Annotated in this window: 13 protein-coding genes; 1 reads left to right on the forward strand and 12 read right to left on the reverse strand. The window is 41.1% G+C overall.

Annotation, left to right across the window (positions count from 1 at the left end; genetic code table 11):
- Positions 1-7 precede the first annotated feature (7 nt).
- The 3 genes from FHG64_RS03880 to FHG64_RS03890 form a co-directional block, all read right to left on the reverse strand.
- Positions 8-1,414 (reverse strand): PAS domain S-box protein, encoded by a 1,407-nt coding sequence (locus FHG64_RS03880; RefSeq protein ID WP_139065188.1) that lies wholly within the window; start codon positions 1,412-1,414, stop codon positions 8-10.
- Positions 1,415-3,176: 1,762 nt separating this feature from the next.
- Positions 3,177-3,629, reverse strand: coding sequence for an IS200/IS605 family transposase (tnpA, locus tag FHG64_RS03885; RefSeq protein WP_139065189.1), 453 nt, complete (start codon positions 3,627-3,629; stop codon positions 3,177-3,179).
- Positions 3,630-3,906: 277 nt separating this feature from the next.
- Positions 3,907-5,235, reverse strand: a complete 1,329-nt coding sequence (locus FHG64_RS03890) for a capsule assembly Wzi family protein (RefSeq protein WP_139065190.1) — start codon at positions 5,233-5,235, stop codon at positions 3,907-3,909.
- 115 nt (positions 5,236-5,350) lie between these two features.
- Here FHG64_RS03890 and FHG64_RS03895 point away from each other — a divergent pair, with 115 nt between their 5' ends.
- Positions 5,351-6,100: a tyrosine-protein phosphatase gene (locus FHG64_RS03895; protein ID WP_139065191.1), complete on the forward strand. Its 750-nt coding sequence runs from the start codon at positions 5,351-5,353 to the stop codon at positions 6,098-6,100.
- On the opposite strand, the gene FHG64_RS03900 is transcribed toward FHG64_RS03895, so the two are convergent.
- From FHG64_RS03900 to FHG64_RS03935, 9 genes are all read right to left on the reverse strand, one after another.
- The gene (locus tag FHG64_RS03900; RefSeq protein WP_246054276.1) at positions 6,097-8,226 is read right to left on the reverse strand and encodes a GumC family protein; all 2,130 of its coding nucleotides are present in this window, start codon (positions 8,224-8,226) and stop codon (positions 6,097-6,099) included. The two genes, FHG64_RS03895 and FHG64_RS03900, sit on opposite strands and share 4 nt — an antisense overlap.
- Positions 8,211-8,489 (reverse strand): hypothetical protein, encoded by a 279-nt coding sequence (locus FHG64_RS19525; protein WP_246054278.1) that lies wholly within the window; start codon positions 8,487-8,489, stop codon positions 8,211-8,213. Before FHG64_RS19525 ends, FHG64_RS03900 begins: the two co-directional genes overlap by 16 nt.
- Before the next feature lie 5 nt (positions 8,490-8,494).
- Entirely contained in the window at positions 8,495-9,268 is a 774-nt protein-coding gene (locus tag FHG64_RS03905; RefSeq protein ID WP_139067884.1) for a polysaccharide biosynthesis/export family protein, read from the reverse strand.
- Positions 9,269-9,338: 70 nt separating this feature from the next.
- The gene (locus tag FHG64_RS03910) at positions 9,339-11,312 is read right to left on the reverse strand and encodes a polysaccharide biosynthesis protein (protein ID WP_139065192.1); all 1,974 of its coding nucleotides are present in this window, start codon (positions 11,310-11,312) and stop codon (positions 9,339-9,341) included.
- Positions 11,313-11,322: 10 nt separating this feature from the next.
- Complete coding sequence (locus tag FHG64_RS03915) at positions 11,323-12,498, reverse strand: DegT/DnrJ/EryC1/StrS family aminotransferase (protein WP_139065193.1); 1,176 nt, start codon at positions 12,496-12,498, stop codon at positions 11,323-11,325.
- A 2-nt stretch (positions 12,499-12,500) separates the two neighbouring features.
- Positions 12,501-13,103: an acetyltransferase gene (locus tag FHG64_RS03920; RefSeq protein WP_139065194.1), complete on the reverse strand. Its 603-nt coding sequence runs from the start codon at positions 13,101-13,103 to the stop codon at positions 12,501-12,503.
- 5 nt (positions 13,104-13,108) lie between these two features.
- Positions 13,109-13,714 (reverse strand): sugar transferase, encoded by a 606-nt coding sequence (locus FHG64_RS03925; protein ID WP_139065195.1) that lies wholly within the window; start codon positions 13,712-13,714, stop codon positions 13,109-13,111.
- 86 nt (positions 13,715-13,800) lie between these two features.
- Positions 13,801-14,964, reverse strand: a complete 1,164-nt coding sequence (locus tag FHG64_RS03930; protein ID WP_139065196.1) for a glycosyltransferase family 4 protein — start codon at positions 14,962-14,964, stop codon at positions 13,801-13,803.
- A gap of 79 nt (positions 14,965-15,043) precedes the next feature.
- Positions 15,044-16,276, reverse strand: a complete 1,233-nt coding sequence (locus FHG64_RS03935) for a hypothetical protein (protein WP_246054279.1) — start codon at positions 16,274-16,276, stop codon at positions 15,044-15,046.
- Positions 16,277-16,707 lie beyond the last annotated feature (431 nt).

A 16,707-nucleotide genomic window follows, 5' to 3' on the forward strand; every position in this document is an offset into this window, starting at 1 on the left:
AGCGGTACTATCCCCCATCCTTCTTTATATACCGGTTAGAAAAGCTTGTGATCTCAGTACCGTTTGCTATCGCCTCCCCTGTATCTTCAGTAATTTTTTTATCTTCAGGAAGAACATAATGTAGGAAGGGAGTACCTGTTAATTCACCGGGTTCATAACCCAGGATTCGCCTGCTGGCAGTACTTACCTCTACAAATTTTCCATCACCATCTATGGTACAAATCATATCAAGAGAGCGATCCATTATATTTTTAAGCCTTTTCCGGCTTTGATAAACTTCCTGCTTTTGGGCTTCGGATTCGGTAATATCCCGTGCTATTCCATATACACCGGTGATCCTGTCATTGGTTATAATAGGAAAATTTGAAACATTGAGAAGCCGCTTTTTTCCTTTCCGGCTAATAAAAGCGGTATTATAATTCACTTCCCGGCCCCGGGATGCCTGTTGAAAGTTTTCTGAAAGTTGAATACGGTTTTCTTTTGGAATAAGCGGGATAAAACTTCGTCCCTTCATCTCCTCCACAGTAGCTTCAATTAAACGGGAAGCGCTTTTATTAAGGTGCATAAAATTTCCTTCCAGGTCCAGGGAATAAACAGCATCGGGGTGATTCTCGTATAGGGATCGCAGGGTTTGAAGGGTCCTGTCAAGTGCCTGTTCCTGTTCTTTTTCTTCGCTTATATCCTGAAGAATAGTACGTTTTATAACTTCCCCCTTTTGATTGATTTCTTCTGAAGTATGGATCTTAACCGGAAAATAGCTCCCGTCCTTTTTGATTGCCGAAAGTTCCCCCGATATCCCGCCCAACTTATTTTTATTTTTAAGCAGGGAATCCAGTTTACCGCAGGTAGTTACAAATAATTCTTTATAATCAACAGCAGCAAATTCTTTGGTTTCAAGACCAAACATTTCACAGGCAGCCTCATTGTGTTCAAGCACTTTTCCATCCTTTGAAGTCACTACAATTCCAATTGAGGCACTGTCCAGGACCTTTCCTGCCTGGGCAACTTCCGGGATTCTGTCTTTATCGGCTTCTTCAAGAAAAATTTGAACGATGCTATTAGATCCATTTTCACTTAAAAAGGGTGAAATTCTTATGATCAGTGACTTCCCCGTGTTGGTTTCCGCAGTCATTTCTCCTATTTGAAAGGACAGAAACGCTCTCTTTAAATTTTTGTTGAAGAGTTCCAGCATATGGGTGGGAATAATTTCAAAGATGTTCTTTGCTTCTGAAAGTAGCCCATTCCAGGACTCTTTAATTAATTCGTCAGCTGAAGGTGTAAAGGAGAGGATATTGGCCCGCCGGTCCAGGAGCAGAACAGGTACAGGATTGGTTTGATGTTCTTCCTTAAGAGTTATATCCAGGAATTCCTGAAGTATCTTTTCCCGTTCAATAGTCTTTTCGGGCTGCGCCATAAGTGGGTTGTTTGGGGTAATGCATAATGATGGTCAAAATACACAAATTTCTTTTAAAGCGTAGGTTTTATATACGGTCACTAGCCCTTGCGTGCATATTACGCCCCTTCAGGGCTCGGACTTCGATTTTCCTCTTTGACGATGGGCTACACCCATCGCTGATAGATGGCCGCCCCTTCAGGGCTCGAACTAATTGGCTTCTCTCCTTTCTGATGGGCTGCACCCATCGCTGATAGATTGCCGCCCCTTCAGGGCTAAAATCATAAAATCCGTTCTTTCCCTATGGGCTTCGCCCATCACTGAGCGATGGCCGCCCCTTCAGGGCTCGGACTGCGATTTTCCACTTTGACGATGGGCTACACCCATCGCTGATAGATTAACGCCCCTTCAGGGCTAAAATATAGTTGTTTCTAAAATCGAAGCCCTGAAGGGGCGGAATTTTTAGAGTTCCTTTTTGAATTTTTGATCCCAAACATATCTGACATTATCTATCTCCAAAAAGTATAGAGGGTTGCATCCACCAATGCTAGATTACCGCCCCTTCAGGGCTCGGACTGCGATTTCCCTCTTTGACGATGGGCTACACCCATCGCTGCTAGATTAACGCCCCTTCAGGGCTAAAATATAGTTGTTTCCAAAATCGAAGCCCTGAAAGGGCAATATCTGTCAGCATCCCATAAAGCGGGATGATAAAGTTTAAAGCAATCCTATCCAGTCCTGTAGGGACGCAAATTTTTAGAATTCCTTTTTGAATTTTTGATTTCAAACATATCTGACATTATCTATCACCAGAGAATTTAAGGGGTTGCATCCTCCACTGCTAGATTACCGCCCTTTCAGAGGTACTTATATATATTTTCCTGGCTGAACTCTACTCGTATTTTGCGCCTTTTCAGGACTATAATATATATTCATTTCCACAATCGAAGCCCTGAAAGGGCGAAATCTGTCAGCATTCCGTGAAGCGGGATGAAGAATAATAAAACATCAATATCAAAGCCCTGAAGGGGCGTGATTTTTAAAGTTCCTTTTTGAATTTTTGATTTCAAACATATCTGACATTATCTATCTCCAAAGAATTTAAAGGGTTGCATCCACCGCTGCTAGATTACCGCCCTTTCAGGGCTCAGACTTCGATTCCCCTCTTTGACGATGGGCTACACCCATCGCTGATAGATTAACGCCCCTTCAGGGCTAAAATATAGTTGCTTCTAAAATCGAAGCCCTGAAAGGGCAATATCTGTCAGAATCCCGTACAGCGGGATGAAAAAATTACAAAGCGATCATATCCAGCGCTGTAGGGGCGAAATTTTTAGAATTCCTTTTTGAATTTTTGATCCCAAACATATCTGACATTATCTATCACCAAAGAATTTAAAGGGTTGCATCCACCGCTGCTAGATTACCGCCCCTTCAGGGCTCGGACTTCGATTTTCCTCTTTGACGATGGGCTACACCCATCGCTGCTAGATTAACGCCCCTTCAGGGCTCGAACTGGTTGGATTCTCTCCTTTTCTGCACCCATCGCTGATAGATTGCCACCCCTTCAGGGCTCGACCTAAATGCCTTCTCTCCTTTTCGATGGGCTGCACCCATCGCTGATCGATTACCGCCCCTTCAGGGCTAAAATATAGTTGTTTCTAAAATCGAAGCCCTGAAAGGGCGAAATCTGTCAGAATTCCGTGCAGCGGGATGAAGAATAATAAAACATCAATATCCAAGCCCTGAAGGGGCGGAATATTCCGTGTTCTATTTTGAATTACTAATCCCAAACATATCTCTCATCATAATCAACATTATATCTTTTCAAAAAATCACGATATTCCTCCTGAAATGTTTTCTTCCGGTGATGTTCGTGCTGGTTAGTGATGTATGTTATAATTTTATCTATCTCCGAAGGGCTTACAGAGAAAGCTCCGTATCCACTTTGCCAATAAAAGTTTTGATATCCTACTCCTTTGGTTTTGATCCATTTGGACGAATGCGATTTGAGTTCCTCAATTAATTTCATCAAAGTTATTTTCTTTGATAGCATACAAAGTATATGTACGTGGTCCAAATAGCCTCCAACCTGAACTGCCTGGCATTCGAGTTGATTACATATTCCACCCAGGTAATTATAAAGTTCTCCTTCCACCGGCGGGTGTATCAAGGGGTTTCTATTTTTAGTACTAAAAATAAGGTGGACATAATTTTTTACAAGTGACTGTCCCATAATATTCGATATTACGCCCCTTCAGGGCTTATTATTTACTGGCTGGTTTTAAATACGATGGGCTACACCCATCGCTGATAGATGGCCGCCCCTTCAGGGCTAAAATATAGTTGTTTCTAAAATCGAAGCCCTGAAGGGGCGAAATCTGTCAGCATCCCGTGAAGCGGGATGATAAAGTTTGAAGCAATCCTATCCAAGCCCTGAAGGGGCGGAATTTCTCGGATTCCCAATCAGGATACATTGGAATATGCCCTTAGCGTTATAATACCCGTTTTTATTAAAATAAAACTCTACTCACCTGCACCCCTGCAGCAAAATTAGGAGAAGCTATGGTGCTAAAGTCGGCACCCAATAGAAGATATACATTGAGTATACTTTGATATACATTAAGATCCAAATACGTGGAAAGTATATCGCTACGTAATTGTCCGCCACCTTTGGCTCCGTAATTCTTACGATAACTGGTGAGCAGCCTGTAAGGCATATTGAACCCTTTCCCGGAAATTCCTACGTGATGAGCGGCGACAATATTATTGATGACCCTAAACCTTTCTTCATCGAGGAATATGAAAGGAACACCTAAAATTCGGTTTTCATAAGTCCAGCCGGAACGGTAAAGATTATTATTAAAATAGTTGTCGGCCCCATCTGTTCCGGAGCTTGTGCGGCTTTGATGTTTGGTGTAGAAGAATTCATACATAAATGCATCAACCCACTTGCCCGGTTCCTTATCTGTAATAAAGATGCCGTATCGGCCATCTGGAGTATTACCAAGCCTTCTGCCACTTCCATCTTCAAATATGTGGTTATAGATAAACTCTACGTTATAATTTTGAATTGAGGTCTTAACTCCGGCCACATAGCTGCCCAGATGGTTACCCAGGGCATTAACTTCCTGCCCCTCCACATCATCACTTCCTTCCTTGCCGCTAAAAACTCTCAAATAATCATCAAAACTGCCCGGAAGTTTTCCAAAAGTAGGAGAGGTACCTGCCCATTGCGCGAAATGTTCAAGACCTACAGAAACCTGGAATTTTGGTTTATCCAATACCAGGTGGAAACTTTTATGATGAACTCTCGTGTCCTGCACATGCCTATCATCATCTGTAATAAATTCCTCCAGGCTTGCCTGGAAACCCAGCCCTGCTTCTGGCCAGAACATAACAGGCCTTGTGGTCCTTAAGCTAATTCCAGGCATAGGCCTCGCATTTAGGGACCAGATGATGTTCTCATTCGTGGCACTTAAGCCGCGGTAGAGGTCGGCACGCTGTTTTCTTCCCACGTGAACTGCAAGCCAGGTGTTCTGAAATCCCAGATAGGCTTCGTCAAGTTGTAAATCATCGATATATCCATCCTGGTACAAAACCCCGGCACCCAGGCTAAACCGGGCATTCTCTGTAATATTGTAAGATGCTATCCCTCCCAGCAAGGAAGAAACATTGGATAGTTCATTCATCCTGCCCCTTTGATTGCTATGCATCCAGAAGGGTGATTCTTCTCCTGAAAAAGCAATACCTTTACCTGTGAAGTTACCTTCAAAACGAACCTGGGCAAATGTGGAAATGGCAATAAAAAAGAAGATTAGAGGGAGTAGGTTTACTTTCATATGATACTGTTCACCAATGCCTTGTTTTTAATTTTCCGGTTTTTTATAATTGGAAAAAAGAGGAGCACTGTTTTGACGATTTAAAATTATGTAAATTTATTATACAAAAAAGCTTATGCTAAGCATATTTCAGAAAAAGCTATTCTTAAAGGACCTGCTTGAAGGACTAACAGACATTCATAATCATTTATTACCGGGAATTGACGACGGCGCCGGTTCTCTTGCTGATTCTCTGGAGCTACTAAGGAAGATGAAAATGCTGGGGTACACCAGGTTTATTTGCACCCCTCACATAATGAACGATTACTATCCCAATACTCCTTCAACGATCAATTCTGCACTGGAAAAACTCAAAAATGCAGTAGCAAAAGAACCGGAATTGGATAAGGTTGAAATCAAGGCTGCGGCAGAGTATATGATGGACCAAAGTTTTATGGAGCTTATAGAGAAGGAGGAACTGCTGGTTTTAAAAGATAAATACCTTCTTGTTGAGATGTCCTACTTTCAGGCCCCCATTAATTTAAAAGAGATCCTTTTCAAGATACAAACCCACGGATACCGACCCGTGCTTGCCCATCCTGAACGATATGCTTTTTATCACGCCAGGGATCTTAAAAAATATGAGGAGCTAAAAAACAGGGGTTGCCTTTTTCAATTAAATGCCCTTTCATTATCTACACATTATGGCAGCAACATGCAGCACACCGCATTTAAGCTGCTGGAAGCTGGAATGATAGATTTTATAGGAAGTGATACCCACAGGCTGCAGCACCTCGAAAAACTTGAAGCAATTAAAATCACTAAAAAGCAGGCCACACAGTTACGGCCGGTCTTTGAGAAAACTAAAGAGAAATTCTCCTTCTAGCTTCCTTTTTTAAATAGCCTCTTCCACTTGGATTCTTTATCCACACCATATCCATAACCATAACCGTAAGAATAACCATATTTGGCCCCGTAAGAGAATTTGGAATAATCCACATCGTTAAGGATAATTGCAAGTCCCTTAAGTTTCCCTTGCTGTTTAAGATCTTTCGGAAAATCCAGAAGCTTCTTATCTGTAAACCCGGCACGGGTAACATACAAGGTAGTATCTGCCAGCGGACTAATAAGCAGCGTATCAGTAACGATCATAGTAGGTGCGGTATCCACAATTACATAGTCGTAAGACTGTGATAATTCCTTTAAAAGAGCCTCCATCCTGTCATTCATTAATAATTCAGCCGGGTTGGGCGGGATAGTTCCTGAAAGTATCAAATCTACTTCTATATTCCTGTCTTCAGAGGGGGTGACAATATCTAACGGATTTAAATCATAGTCGTATAGATAATCTGAGAGGCCTTTTGTTTCCATAGGTAAGTCGAGATATCTGTGAAGCTTTGGATTTCTAATATCTGCCCCAATAATGATGACCTTCTTCTTTGTGGTTGCAAGAGTACGTGCAAGATTATAAGAGATAAAGGTTTTTCCTTCACCTTTTATCGTGGAAGTCACAAATATTACCTCTCCGCGATTTTCCTTTTTGGCCTTCATAAGATATGCCAGGTTAGTCCGCAAAATCCTAAAGGATTCTGCAAGAGGGGAACGATCATTTACCTGGATCACCTCCTCATTTTCACCAGCTACCCTGGGAACTTCACCTAAAAAAGGAATAGTTTTTATGAGCGGCGCAAGATCCCCTTTATGGTGAACCTTGGAATCGAGCATAAATTTCACAAAAAGGATCACAATAGGTAAAATTAGACCTATTATAAAACCACCCACAAGTATTAGCCAGGGCTTGGGGTCCACCGGTGAAGGGTGGGTATATGCAGGATCTACAATACGAGCCACAGAAGCCGTGGCTGCAAAGCTAATAGCAGCCTCTTCCCGCCTTTGTAAAAGGAATAAATATAACTGCTCTTTAATTTGCTGCTGCCTTTCAATGCTGCGCATTCCTTTTTCAAGTCCCGGAAAATTGCTGAACTGTCCCTGGGCCCTATTTTCACGCTGGTTTAACTCTCCTAACTGTACATTTAGAGATCTGCGGGTGCTTTGGATGCTTTCAAATAAATTGGCCTTTAGCGAATCTAATTGATCACTGATCGCCTGTACCACCGGATTTTCTTCAGTTGAGCTACGAAGGTAAAGGTTACGTTCCAGAACCAGTGAGTTATAGGAAGTTGTTAGACCTGAGATGCCACCCTCAGTAACTCCGGCTTCTGGTAATAATTGGTAATTTTCCTGGGTACGTAAAAGTTCTTCTATTGAACCAATAAGCGCCAACTGGGTCTCCAGGTTAAAAATTTCCTGTTCTGCAGTAGTATATTGCGACTGGTACATTCCGGCTGTGCTACTAACATCCATCATACGGTTCTCCCGCTTGAAATCAGCAATACCACCTTCAACAGAATCAAGTTCCGTAGTGATCATTTCCAGTCTTTCCTGGATAAATCTGGTAGTATTTTCAGCAACCTCTCTTTTATTATTAACCTCCTCCTCATTGAAGCGTTCCATCAACTTATTGAGAAAATCTTCGGTTCTTTCTATTGTTGGATGCACCATAGAAATTGCAAGCATATCCTGTGCCTGACCTTTCTTCTGGATAACAAGCCTGTTTAAATAATCATTTGCCACATCTCGTACCGGCATTAAGCGAATGTTTACGGTATTGGTGGTTTTAAAACTACCTTCCTGCCCACCTGCTTTTGGTAAAATTGTGAATTGGGAGCCTTCGAAATTAATCACCTCCCCTATCTTGTGAGTACGGCTGTAAGCTTTAGACTCTTCTTCAAGTCGGAATTCGGTATCTGAAAGCGGAGTTATTTTCAGGTTGGCTGAAGCTTTATTAACCAGGGAATCTGAGGTAATAAATTGAATTCTGACAGGGCTACTTTCATAAGCTTCAACAGTGATCACATTTCCCTCTATGAAATAAGAAATATTGTGGTCAAGTTCATCAACTACGCTCTCGAGAAGACTTTTTGATCGCAATTTTTCTATATGATTTTCCAATCCGTCATTTTGCAAAGAGAGAAAGGAAGCCCCGCCCCTGAGGGTAATGCACTCATTACATTATTCTCCCCGTCTTTCATGATTTGTATGGTAGACTGAGTGTAATATTTTGGGATTGTATACCTGTTATATAGATAAGCCAGCAGTCCTCCCACTAAGAAACCAAGCAGGATCCAATGCCAGTAAGCGAGGTACTTGAAGATCTCTGCCTTCAGGTCAAAATTTGATTCCTTCTCCTCATTAAAATCGTTTAATTCTTCCATCAGGCTTATCTGGTAAATAATATTATTAAACTTAATGCGGTAGTTGCAATAGATACCAATCCCTGCCAATTCGTAATCCAACCGGCAGATTTCACCTGTCTAAGGGTTGGTTCAACGTAAACAATATCGTTTTGTTTTAAATAATAATAAGGGTTATTAAAAACATCAGCACTTGTCATATCCACATATCCCACAGATCTAACTCCGTCGACTTCTCTTATAATCATGATCTTATCCCTTATTCCGTTATAAGTAATATCTCCTACAGATGCAATTAACTCCGGTATACTAATCCTTTCATTCTCTACAGGAACGACGGTAGTAGCCCCCGATTCCCCGAGTACTATTACTCTAAAATTTAATAACCTCACTGCTACTACGGCATCTGTTACATATCTCCTAATCTCTTTAGTTAGATATGCTTCCAGTTCGCTCCTGCTTTTTCCTGCAACTTCTATTTCTCCCAATACCGGGAATTGTATGTTTCCATTTACATCTACCATATATCCCATTAAAGAAGGATTACGTTGCATTCCACCGCCACCACCTCCCCCGGCCTGGCCGCCGGTTTGCATTTGGAACGGAGCTGCAACGACCTCATTCATAGATGTCACTCTTACATAAATAATATCATTTACTTCAAAGACAGGTTCAAATTCCATAAGATTTTGCGTGCCATCCAATTGCTCTGCACCCTGGAAGTACACAATTTCCTTCCTGGTAGAACAACTCGTTAGTAAAAATATGCTGAAAACTATAATGAAATATTTAAATGTCATTCGGTAGGGGGATTTGATTAAGGCTTTAAAAGAATCCTTTTTGGCTATTCCTGTAATTTCTAAGAAAGTGTTACTCTGCATTCTCACTTATTTTGTCCAGCTTTTCATAGGTCGAATTATTACTTATAAATTCAGGGATGAGATTTTTTAGTTCGGCCACTACTATGTCATTTTTCAATTTATTGGCCGATTTTATGATAGTGGTGATCTTTTGATTCACCTCCTCATAATCCCTCATCTTATCTACTCCAATCATAATTTTTTTATGATGGGTGGGTAGGGTTTTGCTTTCCTTGGTTAGCAGTTCTTCATATAATTTTTCACCGGGTCTTAAACCGGTGATCTTAATTTTAATGTGCTTGTTGGGAATATAACCTGCCAACTTGATCATCTTAATTGCAAGGTCCATGATCTTTACCGGCTCTCCCATATCAAAAACAAAAATCTCCCCTCCTTTTCCCATAGTACCTGCTTCCAGTACAAGCTGACAAGCCTCCGGGATGGTCATAAAATAACGAATAATATCTGGGTGGGTAATGGTAATAGGTCCACCCTTTTCAATCTGTTTTCTGAATAAGGGGACTACAGAGCCATTGGAACCTAAAACATTTCCAAAGCGGGTCGTTATGAATTTAGTAGGATTATCTTTGATCAAACTTTGCTGATGGAACAGGGACTGCACATAAAGCTCTGCAGCTCTTTTCGAGGCTCCCATTACATTACTTGGGTTCACAGCTTTATCTGTAGAAACCATAACGAAATGGCCCACATTGTATTTTACAGCAAGGTCTGCAAGATTCTTTGTACCATTTATATTTACAAATACCGCCTCGTGTGGATTTCCTTCCATTAAAGGAACATGCTTATATGCTGCTGCATGGTACACCACGTCCACATTCTGGTTCTGGAACATGAGTTCCAATCGTCGCTGGTTTCCCACATCACAAATAATAGCTTTATAATTCAACCCCGGAAATTTTGACTCCACCTCGAGTTGTAAATTGTGTAACGGGGTTTCTGCCTGGTCCAGGAGAAGTAATTTCTTGGGATTATAATAGGCAACCTGTCTCACGATCTCACTACCAATGGATCCGGCAGCCCCGGTTACTAAAATAGTTTTACCAGTTAATTGTGCCGCCTTATTCTCTTTGTCCAGCTTAATGGGTTCTCTTTCCAGAAGGTCTTCAATTTGAAGTGTCTTTACCTGCTGCGCAATAGGCTTTTCTTCATCCTCATAATAAGAAACTATGGGAGCGTTATACACCTTTATATCATTTTCCAGACAGTTTTCTACAATTGCAAATTTCTCTTCAGAAGTGAAATCATTTTCAGAAAGAATAATGGCTGAAGCATTAAGTGCCTTTACCTGCTTATGCAGGGTATCCTTATAATTGATCACAGGTTTATCAAGGATCCTAATGCTTTTATGGTGCTTTTTCTTGGTTAGAAATCCTACTATTTTAAAACGCTTTGGATGCTCAATGTCCAAAGCTCCGGCAATGGAGATCGCGTTGGCATCTGCCCCCAGAATTACAGCCCGTACCAATACCTCATTCTTATGGGCTAGCTTGAAGAATTCATATACCTGCTTTACACCCAGCCTGAACATGAATAACAAAGAAAATGCGATCCACAGATTAATTAATAATCCCCCAATAAGGTAAATCTTTTCTCCAATGATGAAGAAGGTGACATAATTAATAAGAATAAGAGTAAGAAAAGCACAGGTGGTGGCCAATAGAAGTTTTAAAGCATCTATATTGGAGGAATACCTAATGATTCCAGCATATGTTTTAAAGATAAAAAAGTAAAAAACGTGTACCAATACCCCTATAAGGATCTTGGCGGGAAAATCCAGTATTGTGTAATAATTTGGGGTAAGATCTACGATAATCAAAACAGTGAGAATAGAAGAAATGAGCACCAGGGAAATATCAATAAGAAGTACCGCCCATCGTGGGAGGTATTTGATATTCCTGAGGTCCAAAGAACTATCTTCCCTGTTTAAACTGAATTTTAAGGCATTCTTAAATCTGTTCGCCATAAAAATTTTATTACGTCAGCTGCTTTTTAAAACATTTATTAATAACTGCGGCTATTCTTTCCCTGTCCTCATCGGTCAAATTGGATCCGGAGGGGAGACAAAGTCCTTCAGCAAATGCTTTTTCACAAACACCATTCCCGAAATACGGAGCATTGGCAAAAACCGGCTGCATATGCATAGGTTTCCAAAGCGGCCTGCTCTCAATATTTTCTTCTTCAAAAGCAAGTCTCAAATCCTCCCGCCTTATCCCGCCAGTCTTCTCCTTATCAATAAGCAGCACACTTAACCAGTGATTGCTAAAATAATCATTATTAGGTTCCTGCATTACTTTTACACCGGGAACATCAGCAAATAGGTCCCTGTAAAACGCATTCATATCCCTGCGGAAAGATACGTGTTTATCCAGAACTTCCATTTGCCCCCGGCCAATACCTGCGGAAATATTACTCAACCTGTAGTTGTAACCAATCTCGCTGTGCTGATAATGCGGGGCTTCATCCCTTGCCTGAGTAGCAAGAAAAATTGCCTTCTGTTTCTTTTCTTCATTCCTTGTGACAAGCGCACCTCCGCCAGAAGTGGTAATGATCTTATTCCCATTAAAGGACAGGATCCCGTATTCTCCAAAAGTTCCACATTTCCGGCCCTTGTAGGAACTTCCCAAAGCTTCGGCACTATCCTCTATTACCGGGATGTTATATTTGGCTGCCACCCTGTGTATCTCCTCCACCTTATATGGCATTCCGTATAAATGTACAGCAATGATGGCTTTCACATTTTTTCCTTTTGCCTGTCTTTCCTTAATTGCCTTTTCAAGTTGGAGCGGACATAGATTCAGGGTTTCTTCCTCGCTGTCTATAAATACAGGAGTAGCCCCTAAATACACAATAGGATTTGCAGATGCTGCAAAGGTCATGCTCTGGCATATCACCTCATCACCGGCTTTTACACCCGCCAGTATTAGAGCAAGGTGAAGCGCGGCAGTCCCTGAACTTAGTGCGGCAACCCCCTCCCGGCCTCCTCCTTCAGGGGAGGAGCTTGGAAAAAGGTAATTTTTTATATCCTCTTCAAATCCGGCCACATTTGGTCCCAGGGGGGCGATCCAGTTTTTGTCAAAAGCATCCTGGATATATTTCATTTCAGTCCCTCCCATATGTGGAGATGAGAGCCAAATCTTGCTCTTTTGCATATCTATTTAGTTTTTTCTTTAATAACCTGAGCAGGGTTTCCTACTGCCACAACCCCATCGGGGATATCATTTATCACTACTGCTCCTGCCCCCACTGTCACCCATTTTCCAATTTTTATCCCCTGGATCACCACTGCTCCAATTCCTATATGAGACCCCTCTCCCACTTCTACGTCCCCTGCAAGGGCAGCGTTGGGAGAGATATGTACAAAATTACCCAATTTACAATCGTGTTCCACCGTGGCACCCGTATTAATAATACAATGCTCTCCAATCACAGCCGCTGCATTGACCGCGGCATTTGCCATCACCACAGTGCCCTGCATTAGTTTTGCTGAAGGTGATATTACGGCAGATGGATGGGCGATGGCGGGATGAATGGCTCCGGCAAATTTCTCTGATATTTTTTTCCTTATTTCATTATTCCCAATAGAAATTATTGTTTCTCCATTGGAAATATTTTCAGTAAGCTTATGGGTTACCTCCAGGTTATTAAAATTTTTCACCTGTGGATCATCATCAATTATATGATCTACCTCCAGGGAAAGCGACCTTATTATATCGATGATCACTTTCGCGTGACCACTGGCTCCATATAGATTCATAATCTTTAGTTATTGCCGTTAAAAGGTTCTGTGGTTGCCATATTTGCTGTATTGATATCCTCAGATAAAATTACCTTTTTTATTGTTTTGATGAGGATTTTTAAATCCAATCCTGCTGAAACATTCTCTACATACCAGGCATCATATTCAAGTTTTTGTTTCCAGCTTATGGCATTACGACCATTCACCTGCGCCCATCCTGTGATGCCGGGCCTCACATCGTGCCTTTTCTTCTGCCTTTCGTTATAAAGATGTAGGTATTGAGGTAATAAAGGCCTGGGTCCTATCAGGCTCATATCCCCCTTTAACACATTGATCAACTGTGGGATCTCATCAATAGAAGTTTTTCTCACCATTTTCCCTATGCCTGTGAGACGGTCCTCATCCGGCAATAAATTTCCGTTTTTATCCTTCTCGTTGGTCATGGTGCGGAATTTCACTATCTGGAATATTCTTTCATCCTTCCCGGGCCGTTTCTGAAAAAAGAAAGGATTTCCTTTATTTGCCAGGGACAGTAACAGGCTAACAAGTATTAATAAGGGGCTTAGAATTACTAAACCTAGTAAGGCAATTAAAAAATCAATTAAAGGTTTAAAAAACTTTCTATACATCCATCTTTGCTTTTGGAAGCGATAATTCCCCTGCATTCAAACAAGCCGCGAAATTACAAAACTCTGTCTTAAGTTTTCTTAATCTTCTATGTCTTTTTCACGCTCACTTCCAGTAATTCGTATTCCTCTTTCAATATTTTCCAGAACTCCTTTCGATCATATTTTGAACAGATCTCATCCCTTGCCCCTGCAGAGAGGCTTTTACGCCGAATTTCATCATTTATCAGGGATTTCATCGCGTAATAAAGTGCTTCCTGATCTTTAACAGGTATGATGATCCCATTTTTGTCCTGTTTAATAATTTCATTACAACCATTAATGTCACTCACTATTGCGGGTAACCCCATCGCCCCTGCCTGCATGACCACATTTGGAAAACCTTCCCGGTAACTTGGAAAAGCAAGCACATTTGAAATTGCAAGATAAGGACGAACATCCTGTTGATAGCCTGTGGTAAATATCTTTGGATTTTTCTCGATCTCCTCCAGGGTTGCCGGTTTCAGGGGATCCAGGTCCTCTTCCAGGGGGCCAACCAGTAACAGACTAATATTGGAATGTGCCAATTGCAGTTTTTTAAAAGCTGCCACCAGCTCATTTATTCCTTTTTCTGAAACGAGTCTCCCTATAAATATAAAAACAAGATCCTCCTGAGGTATACCTGTTTTAGTTTTGAAATCAACATTCTGCCCCGATGGATAACTTTCAGGATTAAAATATGCAGTGTCAATTCCGTTGGAACTTCCTCTTCCTAAAATTTTGAGCTTCTCTTCGCGGGTATAACCTTCAGCAAGAATAATTTCCTTTAGGCCAGCTGAATTTGGATAGATGCGGGTAGCGAGCTTATAGGTGAGTTTTTCCACCGCATCGAGGATCTTTCTTTTTGTTCCTGTAGTTTCTAAAAGCGGAAGTCCTGCAACAGTATGTAGCCTTATGGGCACTCCTGCCATTTTCGCTGCCAGCATCCCTGTGATCCCGGCCTTGGGAGTATGAGTATGTACGATTAGAGGTTTCTCCTTTTTAAAGAATTTGTAAAGCTTCCAGACCGCCTTCATATCCTTTGCAGGAGTGATGGCCCTGGTCATTTCTACCCAGAATGTTTTTACCCCGTTTTCCCTGCCATATTTTTCCAATCGCTCCTTCTCTGCAGCAACCGCGGTAACCTCATAGAATTCGCTCATGTAAGTTAGCTGACCTTCCAGTAATTTTTCCAGGGAAAGGGGGATGGTGGTGATCCTAATTAGTTTCTGCATATAGATTTTAAGGTGATCCCTGCAAAATTAAACTTTATTTTTTGTTGGCCCAGAAATGTCTTTATTATTCTACCTTCCGCTATGCAGCGGAACGTAGTTTTCCATTAAAAGGCTTCACAGTTTCCAGCTTCATTGAATTTACAGCAGGTTTTTCTATGGCAAGGAAATGATAGATCACGAAGAACAGGAAATACATTATCATTGATTTTTGCCGAATAATGATCCCTAAATTTGACATTACGAAAGTCATAGCAAATGAGGTTGTTATAAATACCACCAGGCTCATCTTCACATTAACAGGAGCTCTTTTGATAAAACTCACGAAATTTCTTCTGAAAAGTTTTAGGAATAATAAGAGATAGATGAGATTCTCAATGGAAACGATCACACCCAGAATTCCCGGAGCATCAAAAAACAGGGGGCGGAACCAGAAGGTAAAGACCTTTTCCGGCAGACTATAGTTTGCCATTTGCACTCCTGAAGCTGCATTGTCAAGAGAATCTGCTCTTGTAGAAGTAAATTCCTTAAAATCGGCTATAAGATTCTCAGAACCGTTAAGATCCACTACCGCAAGGATCTTATCCTGCACGAGGAATAACCCTGCAAGTATTACCAGGCAGACTGAAAGCCTTGTTTTTATCGATATGGAACCAGACCCTGTTAGAAATCCAATCACAGCGCCAAAAGCCAGCAACAGGAAAATATGTGGCCTAATAGCAAAAACCAACAAAGATCCTAAAAGTAGTCCAATAATTCTTTCCTGAGGCTTTTTAATTGTATAGGCAAAAAGCATCAGCCCAAGAAAGATCAAAGCCCCTTTGCCAAGGGAGGCTGTCCAAAAATGCATATTGGGAAGGAACAGGATCAAAGTGAGAAGGTCCAGTTTCTTGAAAACTTTTACTTTTAACGGGATATTTTCTTTAAAAAAGATATAGGCATAAACAAACCCCAGGAAACCTATCCATGTAAACAACAGCATCATCATTTCATAGCTAAATCCCAGCCCATTGATAAACGGATAGGAAATGAAATCTATAAAAGTGGTTTCCGTTCCCAGGAAATCCAACCATTGTTTTCCTTCTTTTTGAGGAACTGAAAAATAGCGCCGCGAATCGGATCTGTTGAAAAGGGCATAAATATAATAAGCCCCTCCAAATGCAAGATGATAAAAGAAAAGGCCCTTCATCAATTTAATATCAAAAAACGAGTGTCGCTCCTTGAGCTTTTTAAAGATGTATATGGTAATTACATATAAGAATGGCACTATAAAAATAGCCTGAATGATCTCAGCAAAATTTATTGGTGTCTCCATAGTTTTTGTTCTGTCTTGCACATTGCAAATGGGGGGCCGTTTTTTGCAACTTTTCGAAAGAAACCTGCACACGTCCTCAAAACCCTGTAAGCAAGGAGATTACTCAATTTTTGTGCATTTGGAATTAAACTAAAGAAGTTTATAGTGAATACCAAAACAGTAAGAAATTGGGGATTTTCTACATAAGTGTGGAGTTTAAAGGTTTGCCGTTTTCCGTTTACCGTTATCGGTTTACCGTTTTGGGTTTACCGTTTACCGTTTACCGTTTACTGTTTTCGGTTTGCTGCTTGAGTTTAAGCTTTGATATTGTTGTTTGGAGCTTGTTGTTTGGTGTTTAGGGGTTGGTGTTTGGTGTTCTTGCGAGATTAATCTTTTTTTCGAGGGTAATCGCAGTTTAAACGCCGAGTAGGCAAAGGGGAGTTTCACCCCCA

The organism is Antarcticibacterium flavum, assembly GCF_006159205.1.
Taxonomy (GTDB): domain Bacteria; phylum Bacteroidota; class Bacteroidia; order Flavobacteriales; family Flavobacteriaceae; genus Gillisia; species Gillisia flava.

Coding starts and splice junctions, on each gene's coding strand:
- FHG64_RS19525 (WP_246054278.1), bottom strand. CDS start 8,489: ATGGAAGAATTAAACGATTTTAATGAGGAGAAGGAATCAAATTTTGAC.
- FHG64_RS03910 (WP_139065192.1), bottom strand. CDS start 11,312: ATGGCGAACAGATTTAAGAATGCCTTAAAATTCAGTTTAAACAGGGAA.
- FHG64_RS03905 (WP_139067884.1), bottom strand. CDS start 9,268: ATGACATTTAAATATTTCATTATAGTTTTCAGCATATTTTTACTAACG.
- FHG64_RS03925 (WP_139065195.1), bottom strand. CDS start 13,714: ATGTATAGAAAGTTTTTTAAACCTTTAATTGATTTTTTAATTGCCTTA.
- FHG64_RS03930 (WP_139065196.1), bottom strand. CDS start 14,964: ATGCAGAAACTAATTAGGATCACCACCATCCCCCTTTCCCTGGAAAAA.
- FHG64_RS03895 (WP_139065191.1), top strand. CDS start 5,351: ATGCTAAGCATATTTCAGAAAAAGCTATTCTTAAAGGACCTGCTTGAA.
- FHG64_RS03880 (WP_139065188.1), bottom strand. CDS start 1,414: ATGGCGCAGCCCGAAAAGACTATTGAACGGGAAAAGATACTTCAGGAA.
- FHG64_RS03915 (WP_139065193.1), bottom strand. CDS start 12,498: ATGCAAAAGAGCAAGATTTGGCTCTCATCTCCACATATGGGAGGGACT.
- tnpA (WP_139065189.1), bottom strand. CDS start 3,629: ATGGGACAGTCACTTGTAAAAAATTATGTCCACCTTATTTTTAGTACT.
- FHG64_RS03935 (WP_246054279.1), bottom strand. CDS start 16,276: ATGGAGACACCAATAAATTTTGCTGAGATCATTCAGGCTATTTTTATA.
- FHG64_RS03890 (WP_139065190.1), bottom strand. CDS start 5,235: ATGAAAGTAAACCTACTCCCTCTAATCTTCTTTTTTATTGCCATTTCC.
- FHG64_RS03920 (WP_139065194.1), bottom strand. CDS start 13,103: ATGAATCTATATGGAGCCAGTGGTCACGCGAAAGTGATCATCGATATA.